This window comes from Sphingomonas sp. LHG3443-2, assembly GCF_049896405.1.
Taxonomy (GTDB): Bacteria; Pseudomonadota; Alphaproteobacteria; order Sphingomonadales; family Sphingomonadaceae; genus Sphingomicrobium.
In genome coordinates this window covers 1,580,898-1,600,661 of record NZ_JAFCUG010000001.1, presented here as the reverse complement: position 1 = coordinate 1,600,661, position 19,764 = coordinate 1,580,898, and the positions used below count along the sequence as shown (strand labels likewise).

The window sequence follows — 19,764 nt, the reverse complement described above, 5'->3', positions numbered from 1 at the left end:
TACAGCGGCGGCCCTCCGCGCAGGTCGAACAGGGGGGTCGTGACTGACTGACGCCCAGCCGCGCTCAGCGCGGATAGACATAGACATCATAGGTCTCGTCGCCGCTGCCGCTGCGGAGCGACGCGACTTCGCGTGTCGCAGCCTTGAAGCGGTTCACGCTGTCGGGGGTCAGGATGGTGTAATCCTGGTACATCATGTCATAGGCGCCGCTGCGGGTCTTGTTGAGATCAAGCGCCAGCGCGATCACCACCGGCCGCCCGGTTCGCTGCCGAACAGTTTCGGCCTGCTCCAGCAAACGGTCGAGCGTCAGCCGCTTGTTCCCCGACAGCGACAAAGGCGTGACAACCCCCGGCCGGTCCTGGCGGATCAGCCAATACGGCCGGCCATTCTGATAGACGACCGATTCCCCCATGGTGTCGGGATCGATCATCAGCATGGAGCCACGAAACTCGGGCCGTGCCATGACCCGGGCAAGATCGGCTGCATTGGAATAAGGCCGGCCTTCGACCAGATTGCGGATCGGGTAATTGAGGTACCGCACCGTCTGCATAGCCATCAGGATGGTAAAGGCGGTGGTGCCGATCATTAGCGCGGTGCGCGGCTGCTCCGTCTTCCACTCCTTCACCCAGCCCTTGTTCGCCTCGATCCAGGCCAGCGCGATCATGAAGAAGAAGAACAGGATCGAGTGACGGTAGTAGCCGGGATAAACAAAGAAAAAGAATACCTTGAGGCAAATGAGCGCCAGCATGGCGGAGGCCAGCGCTTGTTTGCGGTCAAGAAACAGAAGCAGGCTGAGCCAGACCACCAGCGAGCCGAACAGTGATCCGCTGCCGAAGCCTATAGCCATGAACGAGCGATCGGTCGTGAAGAGCGCACCGAACAGGTTGAGCGGCGTAAGAGGCACCGCTGCCGCGCTGGCCGCGCCGTCATTCGCCGGTGGGTAAACCGCGATGAAGCAGAGAAAGGTGCCGGCGAGGAGCAGCGCGACGTTGAGCAGCCAGCGCCGCCATTCAGGTTCCTTGAGGTCCTTCTGCCCTTCGTAGAGTTCGAGCATCCGGTAAAAGGCGAAGGAGCCCGCGACGAACACGCTCGGCACGTTCGTGTTGCACAACAGGAGCAGCAACAGGCCGAGCCAGAGGTTGTCCCTGATCCGCAGCCAGGAGGAGGCGATCACCAGCATGATCAGTGCCGAAATCCCGTAGTTGCGCGCAAGCACCGTATATTCGAAGCCAAGGTGCAGGCTGAACACCAGCAGCGCCAGCATGCCGATGCGGAACGGCCCGCGCAGGATCAGCAGCGCGGAGGTGCCGACGCCGATGACCAGGCCGGTGACACGGAGCACTTCGGGAACGCCGAACACGTCCCACCCGGCGCGCAGCAGGACGTACCAGAGGTAGGGATGCCCCTCCCCCTGCACGGTGCGGAACATGTCGGGCCAGCTTTTGCCCATCAGCATCAGCGACCAGGCCCGTGCCTCGTCGCGCCAGGGCACGTGCTTGACCGCGAGGACCAGGGTAAGGGCGAGCCACACCCCGAACAGGATCCACCTTGCGCCCCGGTTTTCCGCCGCTGCGCGCTCCGCCAGCACCGGCTGCCGGATCCAACTATCCACCTTGCCTGTCACGATTTCCCCACCCGCCGCCGCACTGCAGCAGCCCTGCTCTTCCCAAGACAGCGCTTTTCTTGCAAGCGTTTACACTCTCGTTAACCTTCCTCGGCGATGGTGATGGCCTGACGCGGAGCCAGGGAGAGAATTTCGTGATCAATGGTAAGAAGGTGGCGGTCGTCCTTCCGGCCTATAATGCCGATCGGACTCTCGAGCGCACTTACAACGAAATCGACTTCACCATTGTCGACGACGTGATCCTGGTCGACGATTGCAGCAAGGACCGCACGTCGGCTCTGGCGCGCGAACTCGGCATCTTCACCGCCACGCACGAGGACAATCGCGGCTACGGCGGCAACCAGAAGACCTGCTACACCATCGCGCTGGAGCGTGGCGCCGACATCGTGATCATGCTCCACCCCGATTATCAGTACAGCCCCAAGCTGGTCCCGGCGATGGCCGGCATGATCGCATCGGGCCATTATGACGCGGTGTTCGCGTCGCGAATCCTGGGCAATGGCGCACTGGCCGGCGGGATGCCGCTCTACAAGTACGTCGCCAATCGCTGCCTGACCGCGCTGCAGAACCTGCTGATGGGCGCCAAGCTGTCGGAATATCACACCGGCTACCGCGCCTGGAGCCGCGAAGTGCTCGAAACCCTGCCGCTTCCGGCCTGCTCGGACGATTTCGTGTTCGACAACCAGATGATCGCGCAAACGATGTGGAAGGACTTCCAGATCGGCGAGATCAGCTGCCCGACCCGCTATTTCGAGGAAGCGTCAAGCATCAACTTCCGCCGCAGCTGCACCTATGGTTTCGGCGTGCTCGGCACGGCCTTCCTGTATCGCCTGTGCAAGATGGGCCTGACCTCCTCCACCTTGTTCACCAGCGAGGAGCGGCTTCCGCCGGCCAAAGCCGGTGCGCAGCGCACTTCCCGCTCGGCCCCGGCAGTCGCCGAGATCGCGTGATGCTTCGACCGCTGATGGCAGGCCACGCCCGCAAGGCGCAGCAGCTGCTCGCCCACCCGGCGTCGCGCCAGCTGGTGCGCTACATCATCGCCGGCCTGTTCGTGACGTGGCTTGCGACGTCGGTCTTCTCGGCGCTGGTGTGGCACCATGTCGATCCCTTCCTTGCCAATGTCGGAAGCACGGCGGTGGGGCTTTGCATCGGTTATTTCGTGCACAGCCGGTGGAGCTTCCGTGAAGGCGGCAACAAGGGCGAGGCGCTGCAGCTCGGACGATTCCTGATTTCGGCCGGCATCGCATTTGCGATCAACAACCTGTGGATCTGGCTGACGGTGAAGCAGCTTGGCCTGCCCCCATTGGCGGCTACCCCGCTGATGATGGCCGCGACGCCGATCCTGAGCTTTCTCCTTAATCGCTACTGGGTGTTCAAGGCGCACTGACCCGGTTGCGCGAACGCGCCGCTGCTCCTATAAACGAATCTCCTCCTCACATCGTTGATGCTGGTGAGGCCGCCCGGGACACCGCGGCGGTCCGAGGGGGTTTGGACCTATGGGAGCCGCATGGACGCAACGCTGACTTCACGGATCGAGACCGAGGCCAAGGCACTCGGCTTTGAACTCGTGCGCGTGGCCATGATCGGCGGCAAGTCGGACCCGACGCTGCAGGTCATGGCGGAACGGCCGGAGACCGGTCAGCTCGATCTTGGCGACTGCGAAGCCCTGTCGCGGCGGATCTCGGACATTCTCGACGAGATGGAAGCCGATGGCCGCGACCCGGTCGAAGGCGCCTACCGGCTTGAAGTCAGCTCACCCGGTATCGACCGACCGCTGACCCGGCTCAAGGATTATAGCGACTGGCAGGGTCACGAAGCCCGCCTGAAGCTCGCCCGCGAGGTGGACGGTGCCAAGCAGGTGACCGGCGACATCGAAGGTGTCGAGGGTGAGACCATTTTCATCTCCGGCTCGCAGGGCACCCGCAGCATTCCGTTCGATGCCATTCATTCGGCCAAGCTCCTGCTGACCGACCGCCTGATTGCCGCCACCCAGCCGCTCTCGACCGAGGGCGCAGACGAACTCGTTGAGGCACCGCTCGACGCTGCCGACCAACCTGAACTCCAAGAGGAAGAGTAAGAACATGGCTACCGCCGCTCCCGCCGCCCCGACGGCCAACCGGGCCGAGCTGCTCGCCATTGCTGACAGCGTTGCGCGCGAAAAGCTGATCGATCGCGGCATCGTCATCGAGGCGATGGAGGACGCGATCCAGCGCGCCGCCCGCGCCCGCTACGGCCAGGAAAACGACATCCGCGCCAAGCTCGATCCGCAGACCGGCGACCTGCGCTTGTGGCGCGTCGTCGAAGTGGTCGAGGAAAGCCCCGAAGACTATTACAAGCAGATCGACCTCAAGGGCGCGCAGAAACTCAAGGCCGATGCCGCGGTTGGCGACTTCATCGTCGATCCCCTGCCCCCGATCGAGTTCGGCCGCATCGCCGCTCAGGCTGCCAAGCAAGTCATCTTCCAGAAGGTCCGCGATGCCGAGCGCGAGCGCCAGTTCGAGGAATTCAAGGACCGCGTCGGCGAGATCATCACCGGCGTCGTCAAGCGGGTGGAGTTCGGCCACGTGGTCGTCGACCTTGGCCGCGCTGAAGGCGTGATCCGCCGCGACGCGCAGATCCCGCGCGAAATGCACCGCGTCGGCGACCGCGTCCGCAGCCTGATCCTGCGCGTCGCCCGTGAGACCCGCGGGCCGCAGATCTTTCTCAGCCGTGCGCACCCCGACTTCATGAAGAAGCTGTTCGCGCAGGAAGTGCCGGAAATCTACGACGGCATCATCGAGATCAAGGCCGCCGCCCGTGATCCGGGTAGCCGCGCCAAAATCGGTGTCATCAGCTACGACAGCTCGATCGACCCGGTCGGCGCCTGCGTCGGCATGAAGGGCAGCCGCGTCCAGGCCGTCGTGCAGGAGATGCAGGGCGAGAAGATCGACATCATCCCATGGTCGGAAGACACCGCGACGTTCGTCGTCAACGCGCTTCAGCCCGCGACCGTCGCCCGCGTCGTCATCGACGAGGAAGAAGGCCGGATCGAAGTGGTGGTCCCCGACGACCAGCTTAGCCTGGCGATCGGCCGCCGCGGCCAGAACGTCCGCCTGGCCAGCCAGCTGACCAGCAGCCAGATCGACATCCTGACCGAAGCCGACGCGTCCGAGAAGCGCCAGAAGGAGTTCATCGAGCGCTCCGAGATGTTCCAGAACGAGCTGGACGTCGACGAGACGCTGGCTCAGCTGCTGGTTGCCGAGGGCTTCACCAGCCTTGAGGAAGTGGCCTACGTCGAAGCCGACGAAATCGCTTCGATCGAGGGTCTCGACGACGACATCGCCACCGAGCTTCAGGAGCGTGCTTCCGAAGCGCTGGAGCGCCGCGAGGCTGCTGCCCGGGAGGAACGCCGCGGCCTTGGTGTCGATGACGCGCTGGCCGAGCTGCCGCATCTCACCGAGCAGATGCTGGTGACATTGGGCAGGGCCAAGATCCTGACGCTCGACGATCTCGCTGACCTCGCCACCGACGAGCTGGTCCAGAAGAAGCGCCCCGAGCCGCGCCGCCGTGCCGAGAATGCGCCGCAGCGGGCCGAGGACAAGGGCGGGATCCTGGCCGAGTACGGGCTCAGCGAAGAGCAGGGCAACGAGATCATCATGGCCGCCCGTGCGCACTGGTTCGAAGACGAGGCGGAAGCCCCGCAGACCGAGGAGGCCGCCGATGCGGAATCCTCGCAATGAGGCGCTAGCGCCAGCTGACGGCGACGGTGCGGACGGGCATGGTCCCGAACGCACCTGCGTCCTTACGCGCCAGTCCGCCGACAAGGCGGAGCTGATCCGGCTCGTTCTCGGGCCGGACAACCAGGTGCACCCCGACGTCCGCGCCAAGGCGCCCGGGCGCGGGGCGTGGATCGGGGTGTCCCGTCCGGAGCTCGAGACGGCGATCGCCAAGGGCAAGCTCAAGGGCGCCCTGTCGCGCGCGTTCAGGACGCAAGGAATCGAGATTCCGGCCGACCTCCCCGAACGGATTGAGCAGGCGCTTTCCCGTGCGTCGCTCGACCGGCTCGGCATGGAAGCGCGCTCCGGCACGCTGATCAACGGCGCCGACCGGGTCGATGAGGCTTGCCGCCGGGGCAAGGTCCACCTCCTCCTCCATGCTGCCGACGCGGGTGCCGATGGCCGCCGCAAGCTCGACCAGGCGTGGCGGGTTGGCGGAGCCGAAGAGATTGGCCACCGCCGAGGCTTGGAAATACCGGCCCCGCGCACCATCTTGAGCATGGCGCTGGGGCGGGAAAATGTGGTACATGTGGCCCTTACCGACCCGAGAGCGGCCGCGCGCGTGCTTGGCACCCTCAAACGCTGGCGTGCTTTCATTGTAGGAACTGCTGGGCTAGGCCGCGGCGATGACGCCGTTGGTCAACCCCTTGCTGACGACGAGTAGATAAGGAATTTATGAGCGACCAGACCGACAAGCCGAAGCTGGGTACCCGGCCGCCGCTGGGCATCAAGCGCACGGTTGAGACTGGCAAGGTCAAGCAGAGCTTCAGCCACGGCCGTTCGAACACGGTGGTGGTCGAAGTCAAGAAGCGCCGCATCCTCGGCCGGCCGGGCGAGGCGCCCGTTGCTGCGCCCGAGCCTGAAGTCGCCGCGCCCGCGCCGGCTCCGGCCCCCGTTGCTGCGCCTGCGCCCGCTCCGGCTGCCCCGCGCCGCTCGGCGGCTGACGATATCGCCGCCCGCAAGGAAGATACCGCGCGCCGGATGCGTGAGGCCGAAGAAGCGCGCATGACCGCGCTCGAAGAAGCCCGCCGCCGCGAAGAGCAGGCCAAGGTCAATGCGACCGAGGACGAGAAGAAGCGCGCCGAAGACAAGCGCAAGGCCGACGAAGAGGCCGCTCGCCAAGCCGAGGAAGACGCCAAGCGCCGGATCGAGGAAGAAGCGCGCAAGGCCGACGAAGCCGACGCGGCTGCCGAAGCGGCCGCGGCTGCGGAGTCTGCCGCCCCGGCGTCCGAGCCCGAGGCGCCCGCTCCGGCGGCTGCTCCGCGCACCGTGGCGTCGCGCCCCGGCCAGATGTTCCAGCCGGTGCGCCGTCCGCCGCCGCCCGCGCCCAAGCCGCAGCCACAGCAACAGCAACAGCAGGCCGCGCCCCAGGCCAGCCAGCAGCAGTCGGCGCCATCGTCGGGTGGCAGCAGCGGCGGCAGCGCCTCGCCCGCGCGCCGTCCTGAGCCCGCCCGTCCGGCCCGTCCGGGTCAGCGCGGCGGCGATGACCGTCGCCATTCGGGCAAGCTCACCGTCACCCGCGCGCTCGCCGGGGACGACGATCGTTCGCGCAGCCTCGCCGCCCTTCGCCGGGCGCGCGAAAAGGAGAAGCGCGCCTATTCGCAGTCGGGCCCGCGCGAGAAGCAGGTTCGTGACGTGGTGGTACCTGAAAGCATCACGGTCGGCGAGCTTGCCAACCGCATGGCCGAAAAGGCCGCGGACTTGGTGAAGGCGCTGTTCAAGATGGGCACTCCGGTGACCGTCAATCAGAGCATCGACCAGGATACCGCCGAGCTGCTGGTCACCGAGTTCGGCCACAACATCAAGCGCGTCAGCGACAGCGACATCGACATCGATACCGCCGCCGACGTCGATGCCGAAACCACCCTCGTTGCCCGTCCGCCGGTGGTCACCATCATGGGCCACGTCGACCACGGCAAGACCTCGCTGCTGGACGCCCTGCGCGGCGCCAACGTGGTGTCGGGCGAAGCTGGCGGCATCACCCAGCACATCGGCGCCTATCAGGTGAAGGTGCCGAGCGGTGAGCTCATCACCTTCCTCGATACGCCAGGCCACGAAGCCTTCACCGAAATGCGTATGCGCGGTGCCAATGTCACCGACATCGTGGTGCTCGTGGTGGCAGCCGACGACGGCCTCAAGCCGCAGACGGTGGAAGCGATCAACCACACCAAGGCCGCTGGCGTGCCGATGATCGTGGCGATCAACAAGATCGACAAGCCGGACGCCCGCGCGCAGCGGGTCCGTGAGGAGCTGCTGCAGCACGAGATCGTGGTCGAACAACTGGGCGGTGACGTCCAGGACGTCGAAGTGTCGGCATTGAAGGGCACCAACCTCGACGGGCTGCTTGACGCCATCGCGCTGCAGGCGGAAATCCTCGAGCTCCGCGCCAACCCGGATCGCGCCGCTGAAGGCACCGTGATCGAAGCCAAGCTCGACAAGGGCCGTGGTCCGCTCGCCACCGTGCTGGTCCAGCGCGGCACGCTCAAGGTCGGTGACGTCCTCGTGGTCGGCGCTGCCTCGGGCAAGGTCCGCGCGATGACCGACGACCATGGTAAGCAGGTCAAGGTCGCTGGTCCTTCGATGCCGGTCGAGGTCCTCGGCTTGGGCTCGGTGCCGTCGGCGGGCGATCAGCTCACCGTTGTCGAGAACGAGGCGCGTGCCCGTGAGGTCGCCGCCTACCGCCAGGGCGTGCTCGATCGCAAGCGCACCACCGCCGCGCCGATGAGCCTCGAGAACATGTTCGCCAACAAGGCGTCCACCGTGATCGAATTCCCGCTGGTGGTGAAGGCCGACGTGCAGGGCTCCGCCGAAGCGATCGTCAATGCGCTGAACCGCCTGTCGACCGACGAGATCAAGGTCCGCATCCTGAACTCGGGTGTCGGCGCGATTACCGAAAGCGACGTCACGCTGGCCTCGGCCACCGGGGCGCCGATCATCGGCTTCAACGTCCGTCCGAACGCCAAGGCGCGTGAAGTAGCGGCGCGGAACAAGACCGAGCTTCGTTATTACGACGTCATCTATCACCTGACCGACTGGGCCAAGGGTGCGATGGCGGGCGAGCTTGGACCCGAGATCATCGAAACGGTCGTCGGCCGTGCCCGCGTGCAGGAGGTCTTCCCGGCCGGCAAGCGCGACAAGGCGGCCGGTCTGCTGGTGCTCGAAGGCGTCATCCGCAAGGGGCTCCACGCGCGCCTCACCCGCGAGGACGTCATCGTCTCCAAGACCACGATCAGCTCGCTGCGCCGCTTCAAGGACGACGTGGCGCAGGTCATCGCGGGTCTGGAATGCGGCGTGCTGCTCGCGGACACCAACGACATCAAGGCGGGCGACAACCTCGAAGTGTTCGAGGTTGAAGAACGTGCCCGGACGCTCTGAGTTACACCCCTCCCGCGTGCGGGAGGGGACATTCTTATGAAGAGGACCGAGTCCTCCGAAGGCCGCTCCGTCCGCCTGCTTCGTGTCGGCGAGCAGGTGCGCCACGTGCTGAGCGAAGTGCTGGCGCGCGGCGACGTGCATGATGCCACGCTGCAGAGCCATCTCGTCAGCGTCACCGAAGTGCGGATGAGCCCGGACCTGCGCCACGCGACCGTTTTCGTGAAGCCGTTGCTGGGGCAGGACGAGGAGGTGGTGCTGAAGGCGCTGCGCACCAACACCGCCTTCTTCCAGGGCGAAGTCGCGCGGCGGGTGAACACCAAATATGCCGCCAAACTCAAATTCCTGGCGGACGAAAGCTTCGACGAGGGCGGCAAGATCGACAAGATCCTGCGCACCCCGCACGTCAGCCAAGACCTCACCGACGAATGAGCGACCTCGCCGCGCCGATGACGGGCGACGGCTGCTCCGCCCATCCCTTCGCCGAGGAATATCGAGCGGCGCTGAAGGCCGCCTGCGCCGAGGATCGCGATATCTGGTCGATCTACTCGGTCGATTGCTGACCCGCACATTTCGACGCCACGATCGACGCGCTGCTCGCCCGGCCGGACGCGGAAACCTTTGTCCTGTTCGATGGCGACTTCTTCGCCGGAATGTCGAGTTTCCTGCGGATCGACCAGCGCCACCGCGTGCTGGAGATCGGGTTCACTTATTACCGCCCTGCCCTGCGCGGAACGGGATTCAACCGGCGGATCAAGAACATGATGATCGGCCGGGCCATCGCGTTCGGGTTTCACAGGATCGAGTTCCGGGTCGATGCCCGCAATCTCCGCTCGCAGGCGGCGGTCGCCAAGCTCGGCGCGACGCGCGAGGGCGTGCTGAGGGCCGACACGATCACCTGGACGGGCCATGTCCGCGATACCGTCATCTTCTCCCTTCTCGCCGGCGAATGGCTGGCCGAAAGCCCGAAAGGCATCCGCCCGCTCCGCTGCGTTGACCTGTCTCGACCTCCAGGGAGCAGATGATGACCGAGAAGAAAGGCCTCGGCAGCGCCACTGCGCAAAAGGCCAACGCCAAGGCCGCCAAGGAAGGCAAGTCGAACCCGCGCAAGTCGTCGGCGGCGCAGTCTGAGCTTGGTAAGAAGGGCGGCAAGGCAGCTGCCAAGAAGTAGCCGGAGAGACTGGCAGCAGGATATTGCCGGCTTGTATGCCTGCTAAGGGCGGAAAGCGTGGGTCACCAGGTTTCGACCGCCCCCCGGCCTTATCCCGGTAAGACCTTTATCTCGCACGGCCTCGGCTAACTTGTCGGACATGAATGTCGCTCCGCTTGCCAAGCGCTTATCGATCCAAAGGTGGACCTGGCCAATCCTTTCTCGACTGAGGACAAGCTTTGCGGGAAGATCGGCGTTCTTGCCGGGAGGGAGTTCCTGCCCGCGACGGAGCAGGTCATTCAACGGCACCCAATACATACCTCGGTTTAGCGCCATTGTCGGATTATCCGGATGCATCGCGTCGATGCGATTGCCGACGAACAGGAAATATCGCCTTTCTAGGTGCTGACCGGCAGAGTTTTCGTACGATACCGGCACGAACTGGTGAGTGCCTGGTTCGAATTCATCGATTAAATCTTTGGCGCGCGATGAAACGTTTAGGATTAACCCGTTGTCGAAATCAGGAATGGGATGACCTTGTCGATCTTTCCAACGGAGGCGGGTTGGGAGGTTTTGGGTTTGTACCGATCGACCTGCTGTTAGAGGCTGGCTTCGCGCCGGATAGCCGTCATCCGGCGTTTCATCGCTCAACTTCACCTGATCGATAGCACCATCAAGTGCTTCAACTTCGACGTAGTAGCCATGCACTGGCTTCACGTTTAGGCCATACGGCATGTGAACTCCCCAAGATCCTCATGTGCCAATGGGGTCAACCCACCGTTACGGCGGATTTCGTCAGGCGCAACGTCCCCAATGGGTCGAAAGCGGACATTGGCTACCATGCGCCATCCGCGCTAAGCGCCTGCCGCCATGGCCAAGCTTTATTTCTATTATGCCGCGATGAATGCGGGCAAGTCGACGACGCTGCTGCAGGCCGACTTCAATTACCGCGAGCGCGGCATGGAGACGATGCTGTGGACCGCCGCGATCGACGATCGGGCCGGTGAGGGCCGTATCTCCTCGCGGCTGGAGATCGGCGCCGACGCGCACAGCTTCGATCCCACGACCGACCTGCTTGAGACGGTCGGCGCCGAGCTGAGCAAGCGCCGGCTCCATTGCGTGCTGGTCGATGAAGCGCAGTTCCTGACCGAGGCGCAGGTGCTTCAGCTCTGCCGACTGGCGGACGAGATGGACCTCCCCGTGCTCTGCTATGGCCTACGCACCGACTTTCGTGGCATTCTGTTCCCCGGTAGCGCAAGCCTGCTGGCGCTGGCCGATGCGCTGGTCGAGCTGAAAGCCGTCTGCGAATGTGGGCGCAAGGCGACCATGAACCTCCGCGTCGATGCCGAGGGGCGTGCGGTCGCGCAGGGGCAGCAGACTGAGATTGGCGGCAACGACCGTTATGTCGCGCTCTGCCGCCGCCACTTCTTCGCCCGGCTGCGCTCGGCGGAAGAAGCCGGGGCAGCCGCGTGAAGCAGCCCCTTTCGGGGTGGATCATCCTCGACAAGCCCCTTGGCCTCGGCTCCACGCAAAGCGTGAGCGCGGTCAAGCGCGCACTGCGCGACGCGGGCGAGGCGAAGACCAAGGTCGGCCATGGCGGCACGCTCGACCCGCTGGCGACCGGCGTGCTGCCCATCGCGCTCGGCGAAGCGACCAAACTTGCCGGGCGGATGCTCGACGCGGTCAAGGCGTACGACTTCACCATCCGCTTCGGAGTGCAGACCGACACCCTCGACCTCGAAGGCAAGGAGATCGCGGTTAGCCCGCACCGTCCCACGCTAGCCGAGGTGGAAGCTGCCCTTCCCGCCTTCACCGGCCCGATCACTCAGGTTCCGCCGGCCTATTCGGCGCTGAAGGTCGACGGTCAACGCGCCTACGACCTCGCCCGTGCCGGGGAAGACGTGGAGCTGAAGAGCCGCGCTGTCACCATCCATTCGCTTGCCATCGTAAGCGGCAGTGAAGGTCTGCTGGAGGAAATTACTCTTTCCGCTACCGTCTCCAAAGGTACCTACATCCGCAGCCTCGCCCGCGATCTGGCCTTGGCGCTCGGCACTGTCGGACACGTCACCATGCTGCGCCGCACCAAGGCCGGGCCGTTCACCCTCGATCAGGCGATATCACTGGACTTTCTAGGCCAATGCGCTAAGGGCGGCTCGCTCGACGGGGCACTTCTGCCATTGCAAGCAGGGCTGGACGACATCCCGGCCTTTCCCGTCACCCCCGATGAAGCCCGCCTGCTCCGTGTCGGACAGCGGCTTTCCCGGGTTCCGCTGGCAAGCGGTCTTCACGTCGCCGTCGATGGGCTCACCCCTGTCGCGCTGATCGAAGGAGACCGGATCGTCCGCGGGTTCAACCTTCAGGAATAGGAGTAAAACGATGTCGATTACCGCAGAGCGCAAGGCCGAAGTGATCAAGGAATATCGCCGCGACGAGAACGACACGGGTTCGCCCGAGGTCCAGGTCGCGATCCTGACCAACCGGATCCAGACGCTGACCGAGCACTTCAAGGGCCACGCCAAGGACAATCACAGCCGCCGCGGGCTGCTGATGATGGTCAACAAGCGTCGTAGCCTCCTGGCCTACCTCAAGAAGGAAGACGCCCAGCGCTACACCGACCTGATCGGTCGCCTCGGCCTCCGCAAGTAACGAGATACGAAGGGCGCCCAAGCGGCGCCCTTCGCTTATGGACCTCCCGCAATCCGGCGGGCAGTTCAGAGGCTGAAACGAACGCCTCACCCGCTGGCAGGCCGGATTGCCTGCCAAACGACCGAACCCGTCCGCATCCGGCGGCGGGCTACAAGGAAACCAGATGTTCAATATCAACACCGTGGAAGTCGATCTCGGCGGCAAGACGCTGAAGCTCGAGACCGGGCGCATCGCCCGCCAGGCCGACGGCGCCGTGCTCGCCACCATGGGCGAAACCGTCGTCCTGTGCGCCGTCACCGCCGCCAAGAGCGTGAAGCCCGGCCAGGACTTTTTCCCGCTGACCGTCCACTATCAGGAGAAGTTCTCCGCAGCCGGCCGCATCCCGGGCGGCTTCTTCAAGCGTGAGCGCGGCGCGACCGAAAAGGAGACGCTGACCAGCCGTCTCATCGATCGCCCGATCCGCCCGCTATTCCCGGAAGGCTTCTACAACGAAGTCCTCGTGATCGCTCAGGTCCTCTCCTACGACGGCGAGAACGAGCCGGACGTGGTCGCGATGTGCGCCGCCTCGGCCGCCCTCACCCTCTCGGGCGTTCCGTTCATGGGCCCGATCGGCGCTGCCCGCGTCGGCTATGTCGGCGGTGAGTATGTGCTCAACCCGACCAACGAGCAGGTCAAGGAAGGCGATCTCGACCTCGTCGTCGCCGCCACCGGCGGGGCCGTGATGATGGTCGAATCCGAGGCCAAGGAGCTGTCGGAAGAGGTCATGCTCGGCGCCGTTGTGTTCGCGCACAACGCCTGCAAGAAGGTCGTCAACGCGATCTGCGATCTCGCCGAAAAGGCTGCCAAGGAGCCCTGGGATCTCCGCCAAGCCGACGACAAGGCCGCCACCAAGGCCAAGCTCAAGGAGCTGATCGGCGCCGACATCGCGGCTGCCTACAAGATCACCTCGAAGGCCGAGCGTTCGGACCTCCTCAACGCTGCCCGCGCCAAGGCCAAGGAAGCCTTCGCCGAGGCGGAAGCCCAGGAGCAGCTCGTCGCCGCCAAGCTGGTCAAGGTGCTGGAAGCGGACATCGTCCGCACCGCCATCATCGAGGAAGGCCGCCGCATCGACGGCCGCGACACCAAGACCGTTCGTCCGATCGAGGCGATGGTCGGTTTCCTGCCGCGCACCCACGGCTCGGCGCTGTTCACCCGCGGCGAAACGCAGGCGATCTGCACCACCACGCTCGGCACCAAGGACGCCGAGCAGATGATCGACGGTCTCGACGGCCTCAGCTACTCGCGCTTCATGCTGCACTATAACTTCCCGCCCTACTCGGTCGGTGAAGTGGGCCGCTTCGGTGCGCCGGGTCGCCGCGAAGTCGGTCACGGCAAGCTCGCCTGGCGCGCGCTTCACCCGGTGCTGCCGACCAGCGAGGAATTCCCGTACACTATCCGTGTTCTGAGCGACATCACCGAGAGCAACGGCTCCTCGTCGATGGCCACCGTCTGCGGCGGTTCGCTGTCGATGATGGACGCGGGCGTTCCGCTCGCACGTCCGGTCGCCGGCATCGCCATGGGCCTCATCCTCGAGGGTGAGAAGTTCGCGGTGATCAGCGACATCCTCGGCGACGAGGATCACCTCGGCGACATGGACTTCAAGGTCGCCGGCACCGACCAGGGCATCACCACGATGCAAATGGACATCAAGGTCGCCGGCATCACCGAGGAGATCATGAAGGTCGCCCTTGCCCAGGCGAAGGACGGCCGCGCGCACATCCTCGGCGAAATGGCCAAGGCGCTCGACAGCACCCGCGGCGAGCTTTCGGCTCACGCGCCGCGCATCGAGACCATGCAGATCCCCAAGGACAAGATCCGCGAAGTGATCGGCACCGGCGGCAAGGTGATCCGCGAGATCGTCGCCACCACCGGCGCCAAGGTCGACATTGACGACGAGGGCCTGATCAAGATCAGCTCGTCCGACGTGAAGCAGATCGAAGCCGCCCGCGCCTGGATCCAGGGCATCACCCAGGAGCCGGAGCCCGGCACCATCTACACCGGCAAGGTCGCCTCGATCGTCGATTTCGGCGCCTTCGTGACCTTCATGCCGGGCAAGGATGGCCTGGTGCACGTCTCGGAAATCAAGAACGAGCGCGTCGAGAACGTCCGCGACGTCCTGACCGAGGGCCAGGAAGTGAAGGTCAAGCTGCTCGAGGTCGACAATCGCGGCAAGGTCCGCCTGTCGATGCGTGTCGTCGACCAGGAAACCGGCGCCGAGCTGGAGGACACCCGGCCCCCGCGCGAGCCGCGTGAAGGTGGTGACCGTGGTCCGCGCGGCGATCGTGGCGATCGTGGCGATCGTGGCGATCGTGGTCCCCGCCGCGACGGCCGTGGCGGCCCGCGCCGTGACGGCGGCGATCGTGGCGGCCGTGATGGCGGCGGAGACCGTGGCCCCCGCGGCGACCGCGGCCCCCGCCGCGAGCGTTCGGACAGCGACAACGGCCCCGCGCCCGAGTTCGCCCCGGCGTTTCTGACCGGCGGCAACAACAACAGCGACGACTAAGTCGCTGTCAGCCTGAACAAGGAAAAGGCCTCGCAGCAATGCGGGGCCTTTTTCTTGTTCTGAAAAACCGAATTCTTTACTTGGCTTGGCTACAGGTGGCCGTGAACCGAAAGTTCGGACACAAGGACCCCATGAGCCCGCCTCGCATCATCGTCGCCATCTGCACCTACAAGCGCAACGAGCCGCTTCGCACCTTGCTCGAGGCGCTGGTCGATGTGGCAAAGGCGACAGGCGATCGCGCCAAGGTCGGCGTGGTTGTGGTCGACGACAATCCCGACCAGCGCGCGAAGTTCGTTGTGGCCGACTTCGAGCACGCTTTCGAACTCGGGATCCGCTACCGCGCGTCGGGCAAGGCCAACATCTCCATCGCCCGCAATCTTGGCGTCAACACGGCGCTGGAAGACGCCGATTGGGTCGCGATGGTCGACGACGATTGCGAGCCAGCAGCGGACTGGCTCAACGCCTATCTCGATGTGCTCGAAGCAACCGGTGCCGATTGCGCGACGGGCGCGATGAACCTTCGGGTGCCCGAGGGATCGCCAAAGTGGATGACCGAACAACCGTTCTTCGACGACATCCGCTTTGACTTCGAGGACCAGGCCCCGATGGATCTCGCGGCAACCAACAACTCGATCATCCGCGCCCAATTCCTGCGCGAGCACTCCGACATCCGCTTTGACCCGCGTTACGGCAAGCTCGGCGGCGAGGACATGATCTTCTATCGCACCGCCCACGCCGCCGGCCTCAAGATCAGGTTTGCTAAGCATGCCGGGGTATGGGGCAACGAACCGCCTGACCGCGCAACCTTCAAGCACCTGGTCATGTATCGATTCTGGCTCGGCAATTCGATGTTCGTCACCAATCGCCATTTCGGCGACAGCAACGCCCGGCTTTTCCTGCGTGGCGGAAAGACCAGCGTGCTGGCGATGCTGCGCCCCATCTCGCGCTTGCTGCGCGGTGACCGCCCGCAATGGCGCTACGGTGTAGCAAGCTTCGCCACGGGCATTGGTCAAATGGCTGGCGCTGCCGGCTTCCGCAAAGAACATTAAGTCGTCGGCGATGCGGATCGACTTTCTCCTGCCTGGCCTGCATCGCGTCCATCGCGGTGCCGAAGTTGCCTTCGAAGCCGTCGCGACCGAAATCGCCAATCTCGGCCTGGACGACGTCAAGCTGATTGGCTCGGGAGATCCAATCCCCGGAAGGCCTTATGACTTCCAGCGGATTGGCTTGATCCCTCGCGAACGCTTCGAGAGCATTCCCAAATTCCCGCCCTTCCGTTCCGAGTCGATCGACGAGGAAGCGACGTGGGTGCTGAACGCGCTCCGCCAGTACCAAAGCCGAAAGGCAGACGTCACGGTGACGTGCAGCTATCCCTTTGTGAACTGGATGCTCACGCGCTGGCCTCCGATGGGAAAGCGGCCGGCGCACGTGTTCGTTACGCAGAACGGCGACTGGCCACCCTACTCCGACCGAAGCGAATATGCGCTGTTCCGCTGTGACGGTCTGGTCTGCACCAACCCGATCTACTTCGACCGCAACCACGCGCGTTGGCCGTCCGTGCTCATTCCCAATGGGATGAACCCTGACCGGTTCGGTCCTGGCCCAGCGCATCGCGCCCGGTTCAATCTGCCCGAGAAACGACCCATCGTCCTCATGGTCAGTGCGCTGATCGACAGCAAACGCGTGCTTGAAGGCATGCGTGCCGTCGCTCGCATCCCCGGTGCCGAGTTGGTGGTGGCGGGAGACGGCCCTCTCCGCGATCAGTTCGATGCGCTTGGCGCAGAGCTTATGCCCGGCCGTTTTCGGCGAATGACATTGCCTCTGGCCGACATGCCGGATCTTTATCGCTCGGCCGACGTCATGCTGCACCCGACGTTCCACGAGTCCTTCGGCAACGTCTACGCCGAGGCCCTGGCCATCGGTGTGCCGGTCGTGGCGCACGACTATGCAGTTACGCGCTGGATCTTCGGGGACGACTATCCGGGGTTAGTCGATGCCGCCGATGAAAGCGCGATCACCGCTGCTGTCTCCCGCGCCATCGAGCACGGGAAGCCGGATGCGCTGAGCCGCGCGGCTGCCGCCGCTGACCGATTATCGTGGCGCAACATCGCGCGCCAATATCGTGACTTCCTAGCCGAAGTTCACGACAAGCACCGCTCAGCAGGGCGCTAGGCCGCCCTTTCCCCTACCCCTTGCGAAGCACCGCGCCGACTGCCGCGATGCGCTCGGCGCCTGCGTCAGCGTACGCCGGCTGGTCGAGTTCTTCGCCGAAAATGTCGGGATCCAGCTCTTCGTAGCGAAGGCTCGCTCCAGCTTCGTCGGCGAGTTCTGACAGCGCGCTGAGCAGGCGGTCCTCGCCGGCAATGATCGGGGTCCCCGTGTACAGCAGCATGGTACCGCCCTCGCTCAGCCGCTCGAGAGACTGGCGAGCCCAGTCGAGCGACACGCCAGCGCCTAGCATGTCGCCGCCATCGCGGTAATTGCGCCCTTTGGAATCGGCAATGAAGGGCGGGTTGGCGATGATCAGGTCGATGTCGCCCGCGACGTCCGCTAGGCCGCCTTCGATCGTTTCGACCTCTAATCCTGCCGCCATCGCGTTGGCGCAGGCCAGCGCCAGTGCGCGGGGATTGATGTCGACCAGGCTCACCGCGTCGGGCTCGAGCAGCCCGGCAGCGCTGATCCCGCCGGGGCCAGCGCCAGCGCCAAGGTCGACGAGGTGCCGCGGCGGATCGAGATCCTCTGCGCTTGCCTCCACGAAGCGGGCGAAGCGGTAGGTGTCGGGGCCGAAGAAGACGCTGTCTTCCTCTTCGGTCGGGTAAGCGGAATGAAGGAACAGCCGTCCAGAGAGCGACGACACCCGCACCAGGCTGCGGTAAACGCCGCTGCGTTCGTCCAGCGCCCCGCCTTCGCGCAAGAGGTCGAGCAGATCGCCCGGCAGCGTGTCGCGCGCGAAGGACATGCTCCATCCGAAGATGTCGCGCAGATCGCTCGCCACCTCGCCCGGCCGCCGCGCCAGCACCCGCTGGTGCGTGGCGGGTGTCACGGTGGTGAAGGCATAGCCCTCCTGGTCGAGAGCCTGGAGCAAAGCGGCGAGCGGTTCGGGCGAAAAGGTCATGGGCGATGCGGGTAGCAGGGGCCGGCCGCAAGACAAGGCCGCGTCATGCCATCAGGCGATGCCCAGCATCTCCCGGTAGCGATTGAAGCAGCGCTCGCCGCACTTCAGGCGCATCAGCGCGCCTTCCGCCATCGCCCGCGCGCGTGCCGGCCCTTCGGCCGCATCCTCGACCGCCGGCCGGATCGCTTCCTTGTTCCATTCCTCGCTATGCTTGATGTCGAGCACTGCATGGAGATCGAAATAGCGCCGTAGCTTGGCATCGAAGCCGAGCCGCCGCATAGACCGCGAAACGGCCGCCGAACGCGCCGGGGCCGTGAGTTCGATCACGCCAAGAGCGCCGACGCTGTGCCAGGCATAGCTGCGGTTCGCCGCCATTCCTGTCATCGCATTGGCGAGCGCAAGGCTCTCCCAGCAGGTCGTATCGATCTGAGGCGTCAGTTCCAAGGCCTCGACAACGTAGTCCAGCATCGGGCCGTGCATGCCCTTGGGGTTACCGCGCCCCATTTCGTCCCAATAGTTGCGCGCCAGCTCCATCTTGGGCCGGACAGGCAGGCGGACCTGGGTCATGGCGACAAGATCGTCGAAACCCGCCTCCCCCGCCGCTTCTTGCGTCAGGTAGACCTTGAGCTCGTCAACAGTCGCTTCGGCTTCAAGCCAGTCGAACAAGCGGTCATGCTGCCCGGGACCTTTCTCCTCCAGCGCCTCGAACCAGGCGATGAACCCGTCAGCATCCGTCGGGGCTTCAGCGGCCTGCTCAACCACCTCGGCCCGCAGGTCTTCGAGAAACCCGAGCTCCAACCGCATCATCCGCGCATCGCGATCAATCCGCGCAGCTGCTTCGGCCCCCGGAAACTGGGGCCCGAGGCGATCGTGGTTCCAGTGGCTCAGCGCGCGCTGAAAAACATCGTTGTAGAATTGCGATCCGGACAGGGTCGAACGGAAACGGGTAGCCATGTGAAGAGTGCTCGCAATGATAAGGAATATGCGAGCCGAACGGACCCTGCCCGGCAGTTGTTCCGGCGGGTGGCCAAAGGACCATGAATCTAAGCCAGGCGCTGCAAGCAAAGAAACCTAATCCATGCAGTTGTGACCAGCGTGGCATCTTGCGCAGGCCGATGGTCAACCAGGCCGCTGCTTTGCAAACACTAACATATGTTTGGATGATTTGGCCGCCTCTTCGTTGGCAGCCTCATAGATCGCTCAACCGGGCAACCTGCGGAGCTTCGGCTCACCAACGGATTGACAACCAATCGCGTTTTGAAAATGCCCGGTGCGCAGAAACCAGCATCGCCATTGAAGGGCTGGTGGAGCTGAGGGGAATCGAACCCCTGACCTCTGCAGTGCGATTGCAGCGCTCTCCCATCTGAGCTACAGCCCCGCACCGGTTGCCCCGCGCCTCTACCCGCGCTTTGGCTGCCTTGCAACGCGCTTTTCTTCATGCCCGAAAGCTGCCGATCGTTTCGGCCCTGCGCTGCCTCACCCTGGCCTTCAGGCCCGGAACGCCTGCCCTCGCCTATCGTTAACTATTCAACATCCCGGGCCCCCTTTCCCGCGGATGTC

The 19,764-nt window shown here is 64.8% G+C and carries 20 protein-coding genes and 1 tRNA gene; 16 read left to right on the top strand and 5 right to left on the bottom strand.

Annotated elements, in window-relative coordinates; translation table 11 throughout:
- Window positions 1-64: 64 nt before the first annotated feature.
- The gene (locus ACP69Z_RS08030; RefSeq protein WP_426266983.1) at window positions 65-1,612 is read right to left on the bottom strand and encodes a hypothetical protein; all 1,548 of its coding nucleotides are present in this window, start codon (window positions 1,610-1,612) and stop codon (window positions 65-67) included.
- A 146-nt stretch (window positions 1,613-1,758) separates the two neighbouring features.
- Here ACP69Z_RS08030 and ACP69Z_RS08025 point away from each other — a divergent pair, with 146 nt between their 5' ends.
- The 10 genes from ACP69Z_RS08025 (at window position 1,759) to ACP69Z_RS07980 (ending at window position 9,922) form a co-directional block, all read left to right on the top strand.
- Window positions 1,759-2,574 (top strand): glycosyltransferase family 2 protein, encoded by an 816-nt coding sequence (locus tag ACP69Z_RS08025; RefSeq protein WP_426266982.1) that lies wholly within the window; start codon window positions 1,759-1,761, stop codon window positions 2,572-2,574.
- Entirely contained in the window at window positions 2,574-3,011 is a 438-nt protein-coding gene (locus ACP69Z_RS08020; protein ID WP_426266981.1) for a GtrA family protein, read from the top strand. The genes ACP69Z_RS08025 and ACP69Z_RS08020 overlap by 1 nt, the downstream gene beginning before the upstream one ends.
- Window positions 3,012-3,131: 120 nt before the next feature.
- Window positions 3,132-3,701 carry a ribosome maturation protein RimP gene (gene rimP / locus ACP69Z_RS08015; protein WP_426266980.1) on the top strand — a complete coding sequence of 190 codons (570 nt, stop codon included), beginning with the start codon at window positions 3,132-3,134 and terminating at the stop codon, window positions 3,699-3,701.
- Between the two features lie 4 nt (window positions 3,702-3,705).
- Window positions 3,706-5,343 (top strand): transcription termination factor NusA, encoded by a 1,638-nt coding sequence (nusA, locus tag ACP69Z_RS08010; RefSeq protein WP_426266979.1) that lies wholly within the window; start codon window positions 3,706-3,708, stop codon window positions 5,341-5,343.
- Window positions 5,324-6,043, top strand: a complete 720-nt coding sequence (locus ACP69Z_RS08005) for a DUF448 domain-containing protein (RefSeq protein ID WP_426266978.1) — start codon at window positions 5,324-5,326, stop codon at window positions 6,041-6,043. The genes nusA and ACP69Z_RS08005 overlap by 20 nt, the downstream gene beginning before the upstream one ends.
- Window positions 6,044-6,054: 11 nt before the next feature.
- Complete coding sequence (infB, locus tag ACP69Z_RS08000) at window positions 6,055-8,754, top strand: translation initiation factor IF-2 (protein ID WP_426266977.1); 2,700 nt, start codon at window positions 6,055-6,057, stop codon at window positions 8,752-8,754.
- A 36-nt stretch (window positions 8,755-8,790) separates the two neighbouring features.
- Window positions 8,791-9,183, top strand: a complete 393-nt coding sequence (gene rbfA, locus ACP69Z_RS07995; RefSeq protein WP_426266976.1) for a 30S ribosome-binding factor RbfA — start codon at window positions 8,791-8,793, stop codon at window positions 9,181-9,183.
- Window positions 9,180-9,314 carry a hypothetical protein gene (locus ACP69Z_RS07990; RefSeq protein WP_426266975.1) on the top strand — a complete coding sequence of 45 codons (135 nt, stop codon included), beginning with the start codon at window positions 9,180-9,182 and terminating at the stop codon, window positions 9,312-9,314. The genes rbfA and ACP69Z_RS07990 overlap by 4 nt, the downstream gene beginning before the upstream one ends.
- Window positions 9,315-9,335: 21 nt before the next feature.
- Window positions 9,336-9,776 (top strand): GNAT family N-acetyltransferase, encoded by a 441-nt coding sequence (locus ACP69Z_RS07985; protein ID WP_426268071.1) that lies wholly within the window; start codon window positions 9,336-9,338, stop codon window positions 9,774-9,776.
- Window positions 9,776-9,922: a hypothetical protein gene (locus ACP69Z_RS07980; RefSeq protein WP_426266974.1), complete on the top strand. Its 147-nt coding sequence runs from the start codon at window positions 9,776-9,778 to the stop codon at window positions 9,920-9,922. The genes ACP69Z_RS07985 and ACP69Z_RS07980 overlap by 1 nt, the downstream gene beginning before the upstream one ends.
- Window positions 9,923-9,964: 42 nt before the next feature.
- On the opposite strand, the gene ACP69Z_RS07975 is transcribed toward ACP69Z_RS07980, so the two are convergent.
- A complete protein-coding gene (locus ACP69Z_RS07975) occupies window positions 9,965-10,636 on the bottom strand; it encodes an imm11 family protein (protein WP_426266973.1) in 672 nt (223 codons plus the stop codon).
- A gap of 135 nt (window positions 10,637-10,771) precedes the next feature.
- Between ACP69Z_RS07975 and ACP69Z_RS07970 the strand changes: the two genes are divergently transcribed.
- From ACP69Z_RS07970 to ACP69Z_RS07945, 6 genes are all read left to right on the top strand, one after another.
- Entirely contained in the window at window positions 10,772-11,374 is a 603-nt protein-coding gene (locus ACP69Z_RS07970; protein WP_426266972.1) for a thymidine kinase, read from the top strand.
- Window positions 11,371-12,267 carry a tRNA pseudouridine(55) synthase TruB gene (truB, locus tag ACP69Z_RS07965; RefSeq protein ID WP_426266971.1) on the top strand — a complete coding sequence of 299 codons (897 nt, stop codon included), beginning with the start codon at window positions 11,371-11,373 and terminating at the stop codon, window positions 12,265-12,267. The genes ACP69Z_RS07970 and truB overlap by 4 nt, the downstream gene beginning before the upstream one ends.
- Window positions 12,268-12,277: 10 nt before the next feature.
- A complete protein-coding gene (gene rpsO, locus ACP69Z_RS07960; protein WP_168068637.1) occupies window positions 12,278-12,547 on the top strand; it encodes a 30S ribosomal protein S15 in 270 nt (89 codons plus the stop codon).
- A 163-nt stretch (window positions 12,548-12,710) separates the two neighbouring features.
- Entirely contained in the window at window positions 12,711-15,089 is a 2,379-nt protein-coding gene (pnp, locus tag ACP69Z_RS07955) for a polyribonucleotide nucleotidyltransferase (protein ID WP_426266970.1), read from the top strand.
- 131 nt (window positions 15,090-15,220) lie between these two features.
- Window positions 15,221-16,138, top strand: a complete 918-nt coding sequence (locus ACP69Z_RS07950; RefSeq protein WP_426266969.1) for a glycosyltransferase family 2 protein — start codon at window positions 15,221-15,223, stop codon at window positions 16,136-16,138.
- Window positions 16,095-17,261 carry a glycosyltransferase family 4 protein gene (locus tag ACP69Z_RS07945; RefSeq protein WP_426266968.1) on the top strand — a complete coding sequence of 389 codons (1,167 nt, stop codon included), beginning with the start codon at window positions 16,095-16,097 and terminating at the stop codon, window positions 17,259-17,261. Before ACP69Z_RS07950 ends, ACP69Z_RS07945 begins: the two co-directional genes overlap by 44 nt.
- Window positions 17,262-17,274: 13 nt before the next feature.
- Here the strand turns inward: ACP69Z_RS07945 and ACP69Z_RS07940 are convergent, their stop codons facing one another.
- The 3 genes from ACP69Z_RS07940 to ACP69Z_RS07930 form a co-directional block, all read right to left on the bottom strand.
- A complete protein-coding gene (locus ACP69Z_RS07940) occupies window positions 17,275-18,204 on the bottom strand; it encodes a methyltransferase (protein WP_426266967.1) in 930 nt (309 codons plus the stop codon).
- Window positions 18,205-18,255: 51 nt separating this feature from the next.
- Entirely contained in the window at window positions 18,256-19,158 is a 903-nt protein-coding gene (locus ACP69Z_RS07935) for an iron-containing redox enzyme family protein (protein WP_426266966.1), read from the bottom strand.
- A 348-nt stretch (window positions 19,159-19,506) separates the two neighbouring features.
- Window positions 19,507-19,582: transfer RNA gene (locus ACP69Z_RS07930), tRNA-Ala, on the bottom strand.
- Between the last annotated feature and the right edge of the window lie 182 nt (window positions 19,583-19,764).

Coding starts and splice junctions, on each gene's coding strand:
- ACP69Z_RS08020 (WP_426266981.1), top strand. CDS start 2,574: ATGCTTCGACCGCTGATGGCAGGCCACGCCCGCAAGGCGCAGCAGCTG.
- rimP (WP_426266980.1), top strand. CDS start 3,132: ATGGACGCAACGCTGACTTCACGGATCGAGACCGAGGCCAAGGCACTC.
- nusA (WP_426266979.1), top strand. CDS start 3,706: ATGGCTACCGCCGCTCCCGCCGCCCCGACGGCCAACCGGGCCGAGCTG.
- ACP69Z_RS08005 (WP_426266978.1), top strand. CDS start 5,324: ATGCGGAATCCTCGCAATGAGGCGCTAGCGCCAGCTGACGGCGACGGT.
- infB (WP_426266977.1), top strand. CDS start 6,055: ATGAGCGACCAGACCGACAAGCCGAAGCTGGGTACCCGGCCGCCGCTG.
- rbfA (WP_426266976.1), top strand. CDS start 8,791: ATGAAGAGGACCGAGTCCTCCGAAGGCCGCTCCGTCCGCCTGCTTCGT.
- ACP69Z_RS07990 (WP_426266975.1), top strand. CDS start 9,180: ATGAGCGACCTCGCCGCGCCGATGACGGGCGACGGCTGCTCCGCCCAT.
- ACP69Z_RS07980 (WP_426266974.1), top strand. CDS start 9,776: ATGACCGAGAAGAAAGGCCTCGGCAGCGCCACTGCGCAAAAGGCCAAC.
- ACP69Z_RS07975 (WP_426266973.1), bottom strand. CDS start 10,636: ATGCCGTATGGCCTAAACGTGAAGCCAGTGCATGGCTACTACGTCGAA.
- ACP69Z_RS07970 (WP_426266972.1), top strand. CDS start 10,772: ATGGCCAAGCTTTATTTCTATTATGCCGCGATGAATGCGGGCAAGTCG.
- rpsO (WP_168068637.1), top strand. CDS start 12,278: ATGTCGATTACCGCAGAGCGCAAGGCCGAAGTGATCAAGGAATATCGC.
- pnp (WP_426266970.1), top strand. CDS start 12,711: ATGTTCAATATCAACACCGTGGAAGTCGATCTCGGCGGCAAGACGCTG.
- ACP69Z_RS07950 (WP_426266969.1), top strand. CDS start 15,221: ATGAGCCCGCCTCGCATCATCGTCGCCATCTGCACCTACAAGCGCAAC.
- ACP69Z_RS07940 (WP_426266967.1), bottom strand. CDS start 18,204: ATGACCTTTTCGCCCGAACCGCTCGCCGCTTTGCTCCAGGCTCTCGAC.
- ACP69Z_RS07935 (WP_426266966.1), bottom strand. CDS start 19,158: ATGGCTACCCGTTTCCGTTCGACCCTGTCCGGATCGCAATTCTACAAC.